14 protein-coding genes and 1 other RNA gene are annotated in these 17,863 nt (G+C 41.4%); 4 read left to right on the top strand and 11 right to left on the bottom strand.

Going from position 1 to position 17,863, the window contains the following annotated elements:
• Window positions 1-16 precede the first annotated feature (16 nt).
• Window positions 17-487 carry a cobalamin biosynthesis protein gene (locus V7K44_RS29865; RefSeq protein WP_334937193.1) on the top strand — a complete coding sequence of 157 codons (471 nt, stop codon included), beginning with the start codon at window positions 17-19 and terminating at the stop codon, window positions 485-487.
• A gap of 4 nt (window positions 488-491) precedes the next feature.
• On the opposite strand, the gene V7K44_RS29860 is transcribed toward V7K44_RS29865, so the two are convergent.
• The 9 genes from V7K44_RS29860 to V7K44_RS29820 form a co-directional block, all read right to left on the bottom strand.
• A complete protein-coding gene (locus V7K44_RS29860) occupies window positions 492-845 on the bottom strand; it encodes a phage holin family protein (protein WP_094347683.1) in 354 nt (117 codons plus the stop codon).
• Between the two features lie 435 nt (window positions 846-1,280).
• Complete coding sequence (locus V7K44_RS29855; RefSeq protein WP_334937192.1) at window positions 1,281-2,276, bottom strand: peptidoglycan-binding domain-containing protein; 996 nt, start codon at window positions 2,274-2,276, stop codon at window positions 1,281-1,283.
• A 110-nt stretch (window positions 2,277-2,386) separates the two neighbouring features.
• Window positions 2,387-3,658 carry a M16 family metallopeptidase gene (locus tag V7K44_RS29850; RefSeq protein WP_334937190.1) on the bottom strand — a complete coding sequence of 424 codons (1,272 nt, stop codon included), beginning with the start codon at window positions 3,656-3,658 and terminating at the stop codon, window positions 2,387-2,389.
• Window positions 3,659-3,749: 91 nt separating this feature from the next.
• Window positions 3,750-5,015 (bottom strand): M16 family metallopeptidase, encoded by a 1,266-nt coding sequence (locus V7K44_RS29845; protein ID WP_334937188.1) that lies wholly within the window; start codon window positions 5,013-5,015, stop codon window positions 3,750-3,752.
• 166 nt (window positions 5,016-5,181) lie between these two features.
• The gene (locus V7K44_RS29840) at window positions 5,182-11,052 is read right to left on the bottom strand and encodes an AAA family ATPase (protein WP_334937186.1); all 5,871 of its coding nucleotides are present in this window, start codon (window positions 11,050-11,052) and stop codon (window positions 5,182-5,184) included.
• A gap of 136 nt (window positions 11,053-11,188) precedes the next feature.
• Window positions 11,189-11,372, bottom strand: a non-coding RNA gene (gene ssrS / locus V7K44_RS29835) — 6S RNA.
• Between the two features lie 60 nt (window positions 11,373-11,432).
• On the bottom strand, window positions 11,433-12,599 hold the full coding sequence (locus V7K44_RS29830; protein WP_334937184.1) for a 5-(carboxyamino)imidazole ribonucleotide synthase: 1,167 nt from the start codon (window positions 12,597-12,599) through the stop codon (window positions 11,433-11,435).
• Window positions 12,596-13,120 carry a pentapeptide repeat-containing protein gene (locus V7K44_RS29825; RefSeq protein WP_334937183.1) on the bottom strand — a complete coding sequence of 175 codons (525 nt, stop codon included), beginning with the start codon at window positions 13,118-13,120 and terminating at the stop codon, window positions 12,596-12,598. Before V7K44_RS29825 ends, V7K44_RS29830 begins: the two co-directional genes overlap by 4 nt.
• A 152-nt stretch (window positions 13,121-13,272) precedes the next feature.
• The gene (locus V7K44_RS29820; RefSeq protein WP_334937181.1) at window positions 13,273-13,431 is read right to left on the bottom strand and encodes a hypothetical protein; all 159 of its coding nucleotides are present in this window, start codon (window positions 13,429-13,431) and stop codon (window positions 13,273-13,275) included.
• Between the two features lie 467 nt (window positions 13,432-13,898).
• Here V7K44_RS29820 and V7K44_RS29815 point away from each other — a divergent pair, with 467 nt between their 5' ends.
• A complete protein-coding gene (locus tag V7K44_RS29815) occupies window positions 13,899-14,222 on the top strand; it encodes a hypothetical protein (RefSeq protein ID WP_334937179.1) in 324 nt (107 codons plus the stop codon).
• Window positions 14,223-14,495: 273 nt separating this feature from the next.
• Here the strand turns inward: V7K44_RS29815 and V7K44_RS29810 are convergent, their stop codons facing one another.
• Window positions 14,496-14,981 carry a beta-lactamase hydrolase domain-containing protein gene (locus V7K44_RS29810; protein ID WP_194040625.1) on the bottom strand — a complete coding sequence of 162 codons (486 nt, stop codon included), beginning with the start codon at window positions 14,979-14,981 and terminating at the stop codon, window positions 14,496-14,498.
• Between the two features lie 491 nt (window positions 14,982-15,472).
• Here V7K44_RS29810 and V7K44_RS29805 point away from each other — a divergent pair, with 491 nt between their 5' ends.
• Both V7K44_RS29805 and V7K44_RS29800 read left to right on the top strand, forming a co-directional pair.
• Entirely contained in the window at window positions 15,473-15,970 is a 498-nt protein-coding gene (locus V7K44_RS29805) for a GNAT family N-acetyltransferase (protein ID WP_334937178.1), read from the top strand.
• Between the two features lie 119 nt (window positions 15,971-16,089).
• A complete protein-coding gene (locus V7K44_RS29800) occupies window positions 16,090-16,716 on the top strand; it encodes a TetR/AcrR family transcriptional regulator (RefSeq protein ID WP_334937176.1) in 627 nt (208 codons plus the stop codon).
• Window positions 16,717-17,119: 403 nt separating this feature from the next.
• Here the strand turns inward: V7K44_RS29800 and V7K44_RS29795 are convergent, their stop codons facing one another.
• The gene (locus V7K44_RS29795; protein WP_334937174.1) at window positions 17,120-17,845 is read right to left on the bottom strand and encodes a gamma-glutamylcyclotransferase; all 726 of its coding nucleotides are present in this window, start codon (window positions 17,843-17,845) and stop codon (window positions 17,120-17,122) included.
• Between the last annotated feature and the right edge of the window lie 18 nt (window positions 17,846-17,863).

Genomic DNA, 17,863 nt, shown 5'->3' with positions numbered 1-17,863 from the left:
TAAGGAAATACACCAAGTGCAACAGGTTTTATGGGTAGGAATCGGTTGTAAACGGGGAACATCATGGGAGTTGATTGATTGGGCAATTGAGCAAGTATTTCGAGAAAATAAACTTACTCAAAGTGCGATCGCAGGGATTGCTACCATTGACAATAAAGCCTCGGAAGTTGGCTTAGTCAAACTTTGTCGCCTCCGCAATCTGCCCCTAAAAACCTTTTCTGCGGAAATCCTTAGTTCTGTCTGTGTCCCCAACCCTGCGACAATTAGCAACGATCGAGTAGGTACACCTAGCGTAGCAGAGGCAGCTGCTATTCTTGCAGCCTCTCAACTCACATCTTTGACTGTTTTCCCCTTTACAAACATAGAGGAATTGCCAATAAAGTTTTTAGTTCCTAAACAAATTTTCCAAATACAAGGGCAAGCAGGAGCGGTAACTCTTGCTGTTGCCCAAGCTTTAAATATTATTAGTATTACAAAAGTTCCTTAATTTTCTAGTCAACAACTCTCAAAAAATAGTTAATGATGCTAGAAACAATTGCTAGTACAATTGAACCTAACAAAGCAGGTAAAAAGCCCTGAATCTCAAAACCAGAACCAGGAGTTAGGACACTTGCCAGCCAAAGGGCTAAGGCGTTAATCACCAATGTAAATAAACCAAAGGTGAGCAAGGTAATTGGAAACGTCAAAATCTGTAAAATTGGTCTAATAAATGCATTAACTAGACCAATTACAAAGGCAGCGATTAAGGCAGTCACAAAATTCTTGATAAAGAATCCCGGAACGATATTAGCTGTAATGAATAACGCCACCGCAGTACCGAGCCAAGTTAATAAAAAGTGTTGCATAAGTTTTTTTAGAGGAATTAGCAGTAAGTTTAATTAATTTCACTATTGCCAGTTGTGATTTGTAACACTATCGAGTGTTGTTGTGCTTGACTCCTAAAGTTGCCATCATCTTTTATCAGCCTAAAATCAATGTAATTTTTCAGTACTGGCAAGAGAGATACTTCTAATCGGTATATCTTTATCGTATTGCAGGATGTACCGCAGTGAACTACCGATACTGACCTGAGTACAGTTTAAGTGGGGAACTTACAGTGATTTAGCTAAATTCATCAAAAATGCTCTAAAGCGCAAAACCCCTACAGAGGTTTATTGAAGTTGAAAAACCTCTGTAACTTGGGGATTTCCAAAAAAGAAATAAGTTCTGAGAACTTCGGAGCATTTTCTTTGCACTTTTGCTTACACGCAAAAGAGACGCTGGCTATGCTCATACTATGCCTAACGCCGCAAAAGAACCTCCCAGGTAGAGCCACCAGCTACGCCGTCAGGTTCTAAACCATAGCGCTTTTGTGCAGCTTTCACCGCTGTTTCGGTTGTCTCCCCAAAGTCTCCATCGGCATCACCTTTCAAGAAACCAAGCTTTTTCAGTTGTTGTTGCAACTTAACAACTTCAGAACCACGTAATCCTATACGCAAAATTGGCAATCCTTCTGAGGTGTATTGAATACCAGGAGTTCGTTTTGTAGTTGTGTTTGACTGAGTTCTAGTAGTTGATGTAGTACGCTTAGGCGGTTTCTTTGTGCTAGAAGTTGTAGTTTTTCTGGGAGTAGCAGGTCTTGGCTCAGGGTTGTTCGTAACCTGGGTTACAGCTTTTTTTGGGGTAGTAGGTTTTGGTTTTGGTCTAGTCGGAACTTGTGTTACAGCTTGTCTCGGAGGGTTGGGGTTGGGATTTGCAACGTTAGTGAGATTACTAGCCTGAGTTGGAACAGGAAAATTTGTAGCTGAGTTAAATCTTGGCTGAGATGAAGGGACGGTTGATGCTGCTACTGGTTGATTAGGAAAAAGTCGTTGCCAAGTGCTGGCATCAACAACGCCATCTGGATTCAAGCCAGCTGCTTGTTTAAACCGGGAAACAGCACTAGCTGTATTCTCACTATAAATACCATCTACTGCACCAGAATAAAAACCCAAAAGTTTCAAAGCTGCCTGAAGTTCAGATACACGTTCGCCTTGGCTACCAACTTTCAGGCTAGGGCGGTTAATACTATCTTGAGGATTAACTTGGGCAATTTTTTGTGGCGCTGCTATTGATACTAGAGTCGTTGAGGCAATGAGCAGAGGCGTAGCGGAAAACAAGAGTATTTCAATGGCTGATAAAGATTTAGACCTCTTTGGCCGCCAACCCTTTTGCCGTTTTTCCATTTTACAGCGATTTACAGTTGGATATAGTAATTTTAAGTAACTCAAAATACTTGCTGTCAGGCTGCGTTGCATGGAATTTACTCCCAGAATATTCTCATGCTAATGGTACAGCCGCTTGGTCTAAAAAACAGCTGCTGTATTTTACAATATCTCCGACGGGCGTAGCTGCGGCACATTCTCAGTTACGCGATCGCTCGATTAATTGCTTCTTCTTGACCAACTAAAGACAAGTAAGGTGATTTCAAATACTTACTTGCGGCAGCGATCGCATCCTGGGCACTCACCGCCGTAATCAATTCTTGGAACTTGGTGTCAAAATCAATTCCTAAGCCCAAAATTTCATACCAGCCGTATATTTGAGCAATTTGCCCGTTTGTTTGTTTACCCAAGGCATATTGCCCCAGAATCTTATTTTTCGCAGCTTGCAGGGCACTTTCAGATATTTCATCGGTAGACAATAAATCTACTTCTGTACGTAGTCCCTCTAGGGCGATGCTGGTATTCTCTGGCGCTGTACCCATGTAAACTACAAATGAGGCTGGAAATAGCCTTGTGGAGTAAAAGGCGGATACTTCGTAAGCTAAACCGCGTTTTTCCCGTAATTCCACAAACAAACGGCTAGAAAGCCCATTTCCTAAGTAGGTACACAGCAATTTCAGTGGGGCGTAGTCAACAGAACTCACCGCTGTTCCCAAATAACCGAGCATCACGATTGATTGTTGTGTCTGTATTGGCTTTAGTCTTACCTGTGGTTCCACCTTAATTTCAGGTAAATTTAGTATTGGCAGTGCTTGAGTTGTAGGTTGCCAATCAGCAAAAACTTCTTCCACCAACGCTGCTGCATCTGTGGGTGTGACTCTACCAGCAATGCTAATTACTACATTATCTGGGCGGAAATAAGTTTGATGATACTCCACTAAATCTGCACGAGTTAAGCTACTCATGGTGGATTCATCTCCCAGTACTGACATAGAGTAGGGATGATTTTGGTACATTACCTGCCGCATTTGTTCAAAGGCGACATTGAACGGTTGCTCTTTTTGCGAACGAATATCTTGGAGTGCTAAACGCCGTTCTAGTTCCACTTGAGTTTCGGGAAAAGTAGGCGATCGCAAAATCCGCCCTGCCAATGTTAAAATTTCCGCAAAATCGGATGTTACCGTCTTGAAAGATAGCAAAAAATAATCAGTGCCAGCATCGGCACTCAAACTCGCCCCTACAGACTCGACTTTTTCTGCAATTTCCAAGCTAGAAAGTCCATCGCATCCCTTTGTCATCACTGCTGAGAGCAAATGTGCCAACCCTGCTTGTTCCCGGTTTTCGTTACAACTACCAGCACGCACAAAGATTCGCGCTGCAATAATGTCCGCAGCCGGATTTTCTGCCACCAGCACAACAATGCCATTGTTCAATACGGTACGATGCATAGGCGATTTTTGCAGCAAGGTTGTCATTTATTATTTGTCCTTTGTCATTTGTCATTTGTCATTTGTCATTTATCAAAAACTAATTCCCCATGCCCCATGCCCCATAACTAATGAATGATTAACACGGTTTAAGTACAGTAACCGCGTAATTCTCCGGCGAGAGATACTGTTTAGCTAATTTTTGCAGTTCTTTGGCATCAAATGACTGAATTTGCTGGGGATATGTCACAGCTAATTCAGCTTGGGCGATGGTATTGTAATATCCATAAAGCCCTGTAAGTTGATTTGGCGTTTCGGTGGAAAATGCATACTCGTTACATAGCAACCTGCGTGTGCGAGCAAGTTCTTGTTCGCTAATTCCTTTAGTCTGCAAATCATCCAAATGAGCGCAAATTAAAGATTCAACTTCCTCCAGATTTTCTGGTTCCAACCAGGCAGTAATTGTAAATAAACTTGATTCTCGTTGTAGAGAAAAACTACTGCAAATTCCCTGTACCAATTGCAAATCTTCTCGCAAATCACGCACTAAACGCGAAGTCCGCCCTTCTGCTAATAATACCGACAACAAATCTAAACCATAGCCAGTACGTATATCTTCTACTCCTGGTACAAGCCACGCCATCAATAATCGCGCTTGCTCTATGCGTGGTAAACACAGTTCTTGACGGTGAATTCCTGTTATTACTGGCTTTGCCACTTTCTCAAACTGCGGACAATTTGAGCGTTCGGCAAAATCAGCAAATGAATGATTTACCATTTCCCAAGCTGGCTTCTGGGCTATACCTCCGGCAATTACCACCGTCATGTTTTCCGGCTGATAGTGGGCGTGATGAAAACAGCGCATTGCTTCTGGTGACTGCTGCATCAGTTCTTGCTCAGTACCCAGCACCGAACGTCCGTAAGGGTGATGGGGATAGATGCTTTGAATTAGAGCTTGAAATCCTATCCAGTCGGAATCGTCCTGACAAGAGCGAATTTCCTCTAGTACCACATCCCGTTCCCGGCTAAATTCATCTTCTGGAATTGCCGCATTGAGTAGGAGTTCTCCCAAGTAGGGCAGAGTATCTTTTAAATAAGGAGCAGCTGTGGTGAGTGAATAATGAGCATAATCATAGCTTGTTGCTGCATTACTCACGCCACCCCGGTTTTCAACTTTGGAATCGAACATCCCAGGGGGTAGTGTCGCCGTACCTTTAAAAATCATGTGTTCTAAAAAGTGCGCCATACCGAACCACGGTTTTGGCTCTAGGCTGGCTCCAGCACGCACCCAAACATCTGCCACAACTACAGGAGTGGTGGGAATTTCTTGATGAATAAAAGTTAAACCACTCTCTAGTCGGAAGACTGAGGCTGGAAATACAGTATTAGTTAGTTGTTTTAACAATTTTTGTAGCTTTAACCACAATTTGACGCAATTGTGTCATCTTAACTCTGAACGATACCTAATTTAGAATCAAATTATACAGATTTGAAGAATTATGCGATCGCTGTTCTCTGCACTACCGAAAAATTAGACGCGTTATGCGTTGAGAGGAAAATCGCAAATTAGTTCACAATACTGGAATTTCAATGACAAATTCTGTTCCTTCACCAAGCACAGAATTGCAACTCAACCGCCCATTATGAGTTTCCTCGACAATTTGACGAGCGATCGCTAATCCTAATCCTGTTCCTTTCCCAACTTCTTTTGTTGTAAATAGGTGGTCAAATATCCGCGATCTAACCTCCTCTGACATCCCCTGACCGTTATCTTTGATCCGAATTGTCACTATGTTTTGCTCACTGGATACTTCGGTCTGAATCAGTATTTGGTGATGATTGTCTTGCGCTTGGGCAAAAGAAAGCCCTTCGCAGGAAGTATCTAAGGCATCAATTGCGTTAGCAAGGATGTTCATAAAGACTTGATTTAGCTGTCCTAAAAAGCACTTGACCAGTGGTAATTTTCCGTATTCGGTGATAACTTCAATTGCTGGACGCTTTTCGTTAGCTTTGAGGCGATACTTCAAAATTAACAGCGTACTCTCAATCCCTTCATGGAGGTTACAAGCAACTTTTTCGGTTGTATCGGCTCTGGAGAAGGTGCGAAGGCTGGTACTAATGTCTTCAATCCGTTCTGAAGCCACCTGCATTGAGCCTACTAGCTTTGGTAAGTCTTCAGTCAAGAATTCTAGGTCAATTTCTTCGCCATGCTCAATAACTGCGATCGCCGGATTGGGATAATGTTCTTGGTAGCATTGGATATGGGCGAGTAAGTCTTGAATATACTCTTCGGCATTGTTAACACTGCCTTTGAGAAATCCAATGGGATTATTAATTTCATGTGCCACTCCAGCAACTAAGTTACCCAAGGTTGCCATTTTTTCATTTTGCACCATTTGTAATTGGGCTTGTTGGAAATTTTGCAGGGCTTCTTCTAAATCCTGAGATTTGTGCCGTAAATCAGCTTCAGACTCTTTTAGTGCGACTTCAGCAAGTTTGCGTTCGCTAATATCTATGATTACGCCATCCCATATAATCGAGCCATCAGCTTGTCGCTCTGGTTGGGATGCACCTTGAAGCCATTTTACGGTTCCTGAAGATGTGATAATTCGCCATTCGTGTCGAAATGGTGTGATGTTTTCAGCAGAGTAGATTATCGCCTGCTGAATGCTGGCAAAATCATCTGGATGTTCCAGAGAACGGAGACTTTGTGTTCCTGTCATTATTTCCTCTGCTGTCACCTCATAAAGGTTGTAGCAGCCAGAACTGACGTATGGCATTGAAGCTGAACCGTCAGCATTTAAACGTAGTTGGTAAATTGCCCCAGGAATATTATCAGCGAGTTTCTGGAAGCGGGCTTCGCTGGCACAAAGTTGAGCAAGCGATCGCTCTAACTCTTGGGCATAATTTTGAGATTCTTGATAAAGACGGGCATTTTCTAGAGAGATAGCGGCTTGAGCGCATAGGAGTTGGATAACTTCGGTGCGATCGCGAGTAAATGCACCAATTGTCAGCGGATTTTCTAAATATAGCAGCCCAATGATTTTTCCCTGACTTAATATCGGCGTACACAACACACTCTTAGGTTGTTGCTGCATGAAATATGGATCGGCGATAAAATCAGTTTGTGCTGTTGCATCATCCAGTACAACAGTTTTTAAGCTGCGTTTGACATAGTTTAACAGTGTGACGGGAATGCCTTCGCTGGTTGATAATGGTACAGATACCAGAGTCACTCCTTCATTGATAGTGGCTACAGCTTCAACCACCAAGTTGTCTTCTTGAAGTACAAGTAATGCAGCTTTTTGTGCCCCAGCATTTTCCATTACTACTTGCAAAAGGGTAGTAAGTAATTGCTCTAATTGAATTTCACTGGAGAGAACTTGTGCGGCTTTAAAGATGGTAGCAAAATCAAGGGCTTCCGAAATACTGCTGCTAGAAAGATTTGTGTGGATGGTTTGATGTGGAAATGATGATGCATCGACAGTTGAACTCAGTTGTAAGCGATGATGCTGACCTTGTAAGATGGGATCCAGGAGTTGAGGATAGCGTTTTTCTAAATCCTCAGTTTTGGCTTTAGCGCCCCAACGAGCATAACAGTAATAAGCTTCTTGCATATAAGCTTGGGCGATTTTTTCTTTGCCCCAGTCGAGGTAAAACTTGGCAGCTAACTCATTGCTTAAAGCTTCTTCTTGGATATATTGGTTTTCTTTCGCTAGAGTTATGGCGCGATCGTACAATTCTATTGCTGCTATTTTTTCGCCCAGAACCCGATGCCGTTCTGCTTCCACCAAATCAAATTTGTGCTGAAAATTCATCGGTGCAAATTTGGCTTGAAACTGCAATTTTTCTTGATTTTCGCCAACCTTCAAAAGTAATTGTTCCTGTTGAGATGGTTCAGCCGTTGGATAGACAGCCAGCCGAGATAAAGAATCGTAATAGTAGAAAACAGTCACAGATAACATTCCTGCGCCACCATTGAGGTATTGCTCTCCCTGATTTCCACTCTCAACTGCCGCCGAAAAATTCTCAAATAAATAACTGAGTGTTAACTTACTTAAGAAAAATATATGGAGTGTTAATTCATCCTTTTCTTGGAGAAGCGCTGATAAGAGTTCTTCTTGACAATCTTCACAAATCAGGGAGTCTGGATAGTCGCTATATTCGGTGAGATTTTTAATGGTTTGAGAGACGATATTAGACCAATTTAATAAGCGTTGATTTTGGGCATAATTAGACTCGTAGGCTTTGATATCTGCTAAAAGAATTTCCAAAACTTCTGTGCCACTTAAATAGACATAGAATAACTTAAAAATCATCGATGCCAGCACATGAAAAAAATCGCCTGTCTCTAATCCAAAAGTATGGGATTCCTGTAATAACCTAATTGAGGTGCGAATATGTTGTTTATTAAATTGATTCAATGCACCCACCTTAAATAGAGTCATGCTTTGAACAGATTTTGCTTGAAGTCTATCCACAAGCATTAAAGCTAGCTGGCCAAATTCGTAGCCTGATTCGAGTTGGTTACAAATATTAAGTACAATTCCAAAATCTGCATATCCTGGTGCAGAAAGTGGTGCATTGCCGTATTTAAGAGATAAATTCACCTCTTCGCAGGCAATAATTGGGAACAGATAAGGGGCAGTTTGGTGGATCGCGGGAGCAATGCTAGCCATAATCCGCAAAGCAACCAAAGCTTTGGTATCGTCCATCAATGGCAAATCAACTAAGCCCTCAATACTTCTAGCTGCCAAAGTCGAGAGGGTGTTGACTACAGATTGCTGAATGTCTGGAGGTGTTACTAATTCAGGTAATGTCACCCCAAGTTGAGCCAGAAGTTCACGCCCAGTTGCGATCGCTTTGAATGATTGATTCCGCACTTGATAAGCTTGGAGTTGCACTTCATAAACTTTCACTCTATCTAGTAAGGTGGTTGTTTCTTCGATGACAACCTGAATAAGAGATTCCATCTGCTCAAATTCATTGTTGAGAAAAGCAGCTTCGGCAGCTTCTTCGTATAAACTTCGAGTCAATTCGTAGGCTATTTCCCAACTATTAATCGGCAACAATTGCATTCCCGACTTGAGATAATGAATTGCTGCACCATAAGCGGTAGCTTCTTTTGCTTTTCGACCAGCATTCAGATTTAACTGAGCTAATTGTTGACGTTCACTTGGCTGGGTGATTAGCACTATTCCACAATTCAACTGACTGACAATCTCAAAAATTCGCTCCTCTTGCTGAGATTCAGAGGTATTTTGCAAGAGTAATTGACCAATTTTAAGATGAGTAAATTGTTTTTCTTCATCTGGAATTAGAGAATAAGCCGCTTGCTGCACCCGATCGTGTAAAAATTTGTAGATAGGGATTTGGAAATTAGAATTCAAGGGGTTGGAGTCGGAATTATGCCCATTATCTTGAAAAAATTTATAAACTTCATTAATAGGTAAAACTAACCCTTCTTGCAAAGCTTTCCATAAAAACGCTGCCGTTTCGGTTTCCGATTGTTCAGAAACAATTGCTAAGGTTAGCAAATCAAACTGGTTGCCAATACACGCGGCTAATTTCAACACATTTTGCGTTGTTGCTGGCAACTTCTGCAACTGTAGCGCTACAAACTCTACCACATCATCGGTCAAAGCAAGTGCCTTGACAGCAGAAATATCACATTGCCAGTAACCTTGAGGAAAATTAAAACTAATTAGCCCATCTTCATATAATGCTTTGAGAAATTGCGTGGTAAAAAATGGATTTCCTTGAGTTTTTTGATAAACGAGTTGCGTTAGAGGTTGGGCAATTTCATTTGAACAACTCAAGGTATTAACCAGCAATTGAGCTAAACTAGCTTTACTTAATGGAGCTAAAGTAATGCTATGAATTGTGGCATTAGCCTTGCGAATATCTGTTAAAGTCAACATCAACGGATGTGCGGTAGAGACTTCATTGTCTCGATAAGCCCCAATTAAAAGTAAAGAGCCACTTCCTGACTCGCTCATCAACAACTGCATCAATTTGAGTGATGCAGAATCAGCCCACTGCAAATCATCGAGGAAAATTACTAATGGATGTTCTTTTGTAGTGAATACCTGAATGAACTTTTGGAAGAGTAAATTGAAGCGATTCTGGGCTGAACTTGGTGAAAGTTCCGTTGCCGGTGGTTGTTGGCCAATAATTTGTTCTAGTTCGGGAATTACCTCAAGAATGACTTTCCCCTCATCCCCCAGCACTTGTAAAACTTTATTTTTCCAAGTTGACAATTGGACATTACTTTCACTCAGTAATTGTCCCATTAAGTCTCGAAACGCTTGCACAAAAGCAGAGAAGGGAATATTCCGATTAAATTGGTCAAATTTGCCTTTGATGAAGTAGCCCCTTCGTCGGATAATGGGTTTGTGAACCTCGTTAATTAAAGCAGTTTTACCAATACCAGAAAAACCAGCCACGAGCATTAATTCTGTCTGATTGTTGGTAACTCGGTCAAAGGCTTTGAGCAGAGTTTCAACTTCATGCTCACGACCATAGAGTTTTTCTGGGATAATAAAGCGATCGCACACATCCCGTTGAGCAATTGGGAAACTTACAATCTTACCCGTCTCCTTTAGCTCATGTAAACAATTTTCTAAATCATATTTCAGCCCGAATGCACTCTGATAGCGGTCTTCAGCATTTTTCGCCATCAGTTTCATCACGATGTCACATAAAACTTGAGGAATCTGTCCGCTCTCCCCTAAAATTGGCGGAAGTTTGGCAATATGACAATGTACCAATTCCATCGGATCGTGTGATTTAAACGGTAATTCCCCTGATAGCAACTCATAAAAAGTTACACCTAAAGAATAAAAATCGGTTCGGTAATCAATTCCCCGATTCATCCGTCCAGTTTGCTCTGGAGACAAATAGCCAAGTGTCCCTTCTAATACATTAGGACTCATGAGGCTTTGAGTTTCTCGTGGCAACAAAGATGCAATACTAAAGTCAATTAACTTAACTTCTTTAGTTTCTGGATGAATTAAAATATTGGCAGGTTTAATATCTTTGTGAACGATCCGATAACGAATTAGAATATCTAATGTATTGCACAGTGCGATCGCTACTTGTAAAAACTCAATGAGAGCTTGTGATGTTCTTCCCATACCCCCATTCTCTCCTCTCCCTTGCCACTCGTTGAGAGAAATTCCCCCAAAGTCTTCCATCACTAACACATAGCCATTTTGATACGTTTCCAGACTATAGGTTTGGATGATTCCAGGTAAATTCAAATTTTTGGCAATGGTGAACTGGTTGCGAAACTGTACCAATTCGCTGAAGCTGGGATAAGCAGTTTTCATCAGCTTAATCACCACAGATTTTTGGTCAGTTTCTCGATTAGCACGATAAACCAAAGTTCGAGAACCGTTGTAGAGTTCTTTGCTAACCTGATATCCGGGAATGCTGACCATAGGGCTTAATTCTTGAGACCTCAGTATCTAGGTTTCCCAAAAACATGGCTATCTTTACTGTCAGTTCGCTTATTTTAAATTGATTGAAATAATTAAAGCTCCCAAATTCTAACTGACTTTGGGAGCTAATAATTTTAAGTTCACCGCGACGCCGTTTTACCTAAGTTTATGACCTGGGTTTATCCAGGTGGGAACCTAAATTCCTCGTTTAAAGTTTCCGGGTACATGCCCGGTATACTGCCACAAGAACAGTTGACTCCCTTGTCATTAAAGGCATAGATCAAAAAACTTGATGGCAGTCACCAACGTCGTAGTGCAACTCACTCATTATAGCTTTTCAAAAGATGTTGTGTGTTCAATATCGAAACTTTCCGATCTATTTACCTCGGATACCAGATAGATTCTATGGTGTGGGCGATGTTATTGGCGTATGCACCTGCCGATTCTCTATTCTGATTATCCAGCAAAACAGTGACATGTCCCAACTTCCGCCCAGGACGTGATTCTGTTTTCCCATACCAGTGAACGTGCGCTTGGGGAATTTCTGCTATTTGTTGACGCTGGCTTTGGTAGTCGCTGTGAGAATTTTCATACCCCAGTAGGTTAACCATTACAGCACCCGCGCACTGCAAAGCCGGATTCCCTAAAGGTAAACCACAAACTGCTCTGAGGTGTTGCTCAAACTGAGAAGTTTCGCAAGCGTCAAGAGAAAAATGCCCAGAATTGTGGGTACGCGGTGCAATTTCATTTACCAAAACTTTGCCATCAGCACTGAGAAATAGCTCAATTCCAAAAATTCCTACTACTTCTAGGCTATTTAATAGAGTATGTGCGATCGCTTCGATTTCTGCTACTTGATTGGGTGTAATTTCGGCTGGCGCAATCACCCGCCGACACACTTGTTGTTCTTGTTGGGTTTCCACTACTGGATAAGTGACAATTTCTCCCTCCACAGAACGAGCTGCAATTATTGCTAGTTCTCTTTCAAAGGGGACAAATTCTTCTAACAAGAAAAGTGATTGATTGAAAGTTTTTGTTGTGCTTTCATCACTTAACTTTTGTTCTAAAGTAGCAAAATCCTGAATTATGAAAGTACCTTGACCATCATAACCATGACGGCGGGATTTCAAAACTACTGGAAAACCTAGATATTCTATTTTTGATTTGAGATTTTCCACCTCGTCAAGGGCGAAAAATTGAGGAACTGGTAAACCCAAGTCGCGTAAATAGCAACGCTGATGATATTTATCTAAAAGAGGAGCTAAAGCTTCTAATTTTGGACGAAAACAAACGCCTTGCTGTGCTAAACCAGATAAAGCATTCAGGTTAACAAATTCGTTTTCAAAGGTGATAACATCGCATTTTTGAGCTAATATTTCCGTAGCACTTGCATCATCAACTGGCGCGAAAATAGTTTCCTGAGCGATTGACACGGCCGGGTCGTGAACGCTTGGAGTTTGTACTATTAATTCTACTCCTAGCTTCTGTGCTGCATCCGCCATCATCCAGGCTAGTTGTCCGCCACCAATTACACCAACACGCTTCATTGACATCCTAAAGAATCACGAGTTTGCACGCCTGTTTTGGAATTCACACCACTGGCTTTTTCGCACAGTTCTTTAATTTGCGCTCTATCCAAAATTGCATCTGTAAAATCTGCACCGTCTATATTTACATTATTAAATATGGCGCGGAGCAAAAGAGCTTCTTTGAAAACTGCATCGCTCAAATCTGCCTTAGTCAAGTTTACCTGATCGACCATTGCATTCGTTAAATCCGCTCCGTGGAGATTTGCTTTTGTCATCACCGAAGCGCTCATGACTGCTCCCCGTAAGTCAGCGTTTGAAAAGTTAGCCAGTTCCATATTGGCGTTAGAAAACTCCGCAGCTTGCAAGCTTTCACCAGAAAAATCGCGTCTTGACAACTCTGCATTGCTAAATGACAGTGGATGAGTCCAGTCTACTGCCACTGCTGGATCGGCCACACACCAGATAATAATTCCGAGAAGGAATGCTAGTGTTTGCCGCCAAAATATATTGAGAGCCAATTTGGTGTATAGTCGCCGCATTTAATTACCGCATTTGAATATTAGCAAGACTGGATTGTACTAATTGAGACTCGCAGCCTTGCTACTGGACTTGGAAAACGTGTATTTCCGTTGCTTAATATTTTGTAACGCAAAAAGAGCATAAGCTTCTTACTTTAGCAAAATTATCCCTGCTACTTGAGGTAGAGAGCGGCAATCTGCGATGGGCGTTCGCGGAGCGTCTCCGCCAGGAGAAGCCCCACCGTAGGCGATCGCACTAAAATTTGATATTCAGAACAATATTTCTTAAATACAATAGCGATCCCAATGACTGAGTATAAATTATTTCTCACATCAAGCAAGCTTTAGCAAAACAGAGACGGGGAATATAATCTATCGCTCTTGATAAAGATAAAACTTGAAATTTCTAACTCTAAAGGAATAATTTAGCTGAATCAAGCAATGTTTACGATGGCCTATGCTTGTTGACTTATTTACAATTCTTCATTTATAGATTTAAATTTTCAAGATATAAAAAGTTTTTTGAGCAGTAATACTTACCGAGTTCTTTACAATTCTTGACTTTGCCTTTTTCAAGTAAAGTTTGTTGTCTTTTAAATTCAACAGCCCCGATCAACTGTTAGTCTTTTAATTAATGAAAGCAAGGTTTGAGCGTAGTTATATGCGTCTCAATTGCTTAACAAAGCTTAAAGATCGATAATTAGCGTTAATTTTATAGCGATTAGTTAGTTCTTCAGGAATCTCTAAGAGTTTACATTCACCAAGCACACAACTTCCACAAACCGAACTCTGAAACCCGATGATGAATCATTACTCACTTCAATGGATTGAGGCATGGTGCCAAGAAAATGGCTGGACAGATTTATTTGTTGAGCGACGTAACAACTTCTGGGCTTTTCCTCCGGGTGGGGTAATGCCGGAGCCAATTCCAGTTCATGTTCTCAGATTGATTAAAGCCGAAAAAGGACTGACTTTTGAAGAACGATTGTGGTCAATGTCCGCAGTAACAGGCACAATCCTAGCTGTTGTTTTTACCTTTTGGTTTCAGTCGCCAATGCCATTAGTTTTAGCTTTCGCTTTTAATGCTGTTACGGTGGCTCAATTTGAACTCGAAGATGCCTAAATTTTTATGTTGGGCTTTGCTACTAAAAACTGCTCTTGTCTACTTTCAGCAAGAGCAGTTTTTAATTTTTAAGAAGAAAGAATTCAGCAGTCAGAATGGGCTAAACGCCTCGCTACCGCTAACAGAATTGAATTCTGTGCGACTCGCTACGCGCAGCGCGAACGTAGAGAGCATCTTAATTCTGAATCCTGACTTCTAAATTCTTCTTCAATGATTTGTATAGCAGCCTTCTAGTCTATTAGGACATAACAATTAGAAATAACTAACATCCATCTAAGAGCAGCTAGCAGGTAAAGCTACCTTCGCGTGTTTGTTAACGTAGTCCACAAATAATTGCTTCAATCGGGGACTAACGCCAGCGTGTTCAAAGAATCCAAAGCCGAGATTTCTTGCTTTTGCTAAGGTTTCCTCTGGCGTTAATCCTTCCTGGATAGCGATACTTAACAGCGCAATTCCAGTCGATCGCATCCCGGCGGCACAATGCACAACTGCTGGTTTCGGGATTTGTTCGAGTGTCGTGAGGATTTTGGTAATCACCTCTTCATTCAAATTTTTGAGATCCACCTTGAGTGGAACATTTTGATAATACAGCCCCAATGCTTCCGCTACTTTTTGCTCATCCTTAGAAAATCCTAGTTCATCAGGCGATCGCAAATTGAGAACAGACTTAAAACCCTCTTGAATAGCTTGCTCAAGCTGTTTTGGTATGACTTGTCCTGTTGTTGTCAAGTTTTCGTTAATCTGTATGGCGTTGATCACATTCACTCCTTCTAACTTTCTAATGTCTTCCAGCTTGCTAAATACTCTAAGAGCACAAGCTTTGAGAAGATATTCAAAATAAACACAACAGAATTAGCCAAATATCACAAGATATTGCTTGATAGCTTCAAAATTTGTCTTTTGAAGTTGGTTATTTTATTGCTTTATCCATAATATACGGTTTATCGATAGTATTAGTGGTGATTAGAGCTTATTATACTTTTCGTCGATAAAATTACCGTAGATTATATTTCAGGAGTTATACTATTGGGCAAGTTAGGGGAGCAATTGGATCGAGATTTTCGTGAACAAGTGTATAAATAGAACAATTCTTCTTTTTAAACTGGGCAAATGACCCAGAACTAAAGTTTTCATTCATACTGCTTTCCTCCTGCCTCCGGTCACTGAGCGACTTGCCTTGAGCGAAGTCGAAAGGAGCCGAAGTGCTGCCCCCTGCTTCCTCTTGTAATCTGAATGCCAGCCCTGAACCTATGAGCGCTAATGAAATATCTCTTCGACCTGCCCAAGAAACAGATGCGTGGGTACTGAGTGCAATTCATATTGCTGCTATCAAAGCTCTACCTGCAACTTTCTACACCCAAAAAGAGCTTTTAGCTTGGCGCAATTACCGCGATAAACCTGATGGTTCAAATATCTTGAAGAGCATGAAAGCAGAATCTTTCTGGGTTGCGATGGAGGGAGATGTTGTTATAGGTTTTGCTAGTTTTATTGTTGATGAACTCATCGGGTTGTATGTCCATCCTAAATATCAAGGAAAAGGGATTGGCCGTGCTTTAGTTCAACATTTTTGTGACCAAGCAACTGAGCAAGGCATAGATAAGGTAATTACAACTGCTAGCCTTTATGCTGAAGGGTTTTATTTACGACTAGGATTTACTGCCATCCAAAAAGCACCTCATTATTTAAGAAGTGGGATATTTGTTCCAGTTACTAAAATGAGTAAAACATTAGCTACTACACCAAAATAAATTTGAGAAGGTAAATATTTTCAATAACTTTAAAAATGTTGGCATAAACACTATTTTCCCCAAATTACGACCACTTTTTCTACATAATCTATGATGAAAGTAAGTACTTGCCAGCATAAATGCATAAAACTATCCGTTCATCAACTCTCACCCGTACACGTTTGATAGAAGCCGCCTTGCAGGTCTTTGCCAGTTTAGGTGTTCAAGGAGCAACTACCCGTGAAATAGCTCGTGTTGCTGGTGTGAATGAGGTGACTTTATTTCGCCACTTTGCTAGCAAAGAACAACTTCTGGGAGCAGTAATGAAAAATGCCTTAGCACTCCAGACAGAAGCCCTTGCACACCCCGAAGCGTGGACACAGGATCTAAAAATTGATTTAAAACAGTATGCCCATCTTTACAATACTATGCTAGAGACGCAGGAAGACTTAATTCGTACCTTCATTGGAGAAGCCAAACGTCATCCAGAGGCAGCCAAACAAGTGATTCAAGAAGCTGCCAAGCCTTTAGCGGAAAAACTGGTAGCTTACCTGCAATCAAGTCAGAAACGAGGCACTGTCAGAGCAGACCTCGATCCATTTCCGGCAGTCGATATGTTTACAGGAATGTTGTTAGCTGGAATGCTATGCCGCAGTGCAAAATTCAATCAGGGCAATTATAGCTGTGAGGACTACATCGAAACCTGTGTAGATATTTTTGTACGCGGCATCAGTACCACTTCCTCTCAATTGTCAATGCAGCTGTAAGCTATGAGCAAAATTAAATTATATAGCAACAGCAGTAATTTGAAGTCGATCGGCTATTTAGGCTAAAAAGGTAAGTTATTTCTGCGCCTGACTTTTCACGATATATGGAAAAGATCATTTTCAGCCTTCTCCTAAACCCTATTTTTATGTTACCTATTTTCATTAAACAATTATTGAGATAGCTTGCGATGTGAAACTTCGGGAGCTATGTAACCTTAAAGATAATGATTTGATTGAAGTTGAGATTCACGATGTCAGATTTATCTGAATTAAACAATTTGCTTGGAGATGAAGCGTTAAAACTTTCAGGAACACTGGAATGACGTAGGTCGCCGCGATCGCCTTTTAGAAGCGATTCGTTGGTTAGAAACCGAACCTTCTATATTGGGGATAAGCGCTCACATCATGGCTGTTGCCCAGAAATAGGCCCTAAAGTAGAGCGATCGCCACTAACTAAAAGCGCTTGTTGTTTTGCCAACACTTGTTTATGTAACCAGAGTAATTGTTTATCAGTAATGCCTTCTGCGATTAATCCCTCAACAGTTTTCATCAGATAATCAGCGCAGGAACCTAATTTTCCCGATGCGGTGGCAATGCTATTAACAGTGGTTGTTAATGGTATCTGATGAGCGTACCTGGGATGTTGGCGATTAGCAACAAAAGCGATCGCTGGGAATTCCTGCGTACCGTCAAATACTTTCACCCAACGAGCAATGTAGACACCAGCTAACATCTCTCGTCGCCAAATCAGCAGTAATTCAGATGGGACATCAGCAGCAGCAATGCGATAAATAACCCCACGACAGCTACCACCCCGATCGAGTCCTAAGAGTAATCCGGGATTATCTGGAGTACCGCGACCGAGGATCATCCACGTACAGAAGCGCCGATGCCAACCATAAACGATCCCGGCACGGCGTTCGACATATGTAATTAGGGGATTCCAAATCAGCGAACCGTAGGCAAATGTGCAGATATCAGAATTTGGTGGCTGCTGTTGTAGTGTTTCATCGAGCGATCGCTGTAATTCATCTTCGCTCAAGGTAGTTAGCTTGATTCCAGAGTGTGATGCTTCTAATAGTCTTGTCTGTATGTTTCCGGCTTCGAGGTCGCTACGACTAATTGACATAATGTAGATTATTTTTTC

Origin of the sequence: Nostoc sp. (genome assembly GCF_036917235.1) — a bacterium.
GTDB lineage: Bacteria > Cyanobacteriota > Cyanobacteriia > Cyanobacteriales > Nostocaceae > Nostoc.
This window is presented reverse-complemented; position numbering and strand designations above follow the sequence as displayed.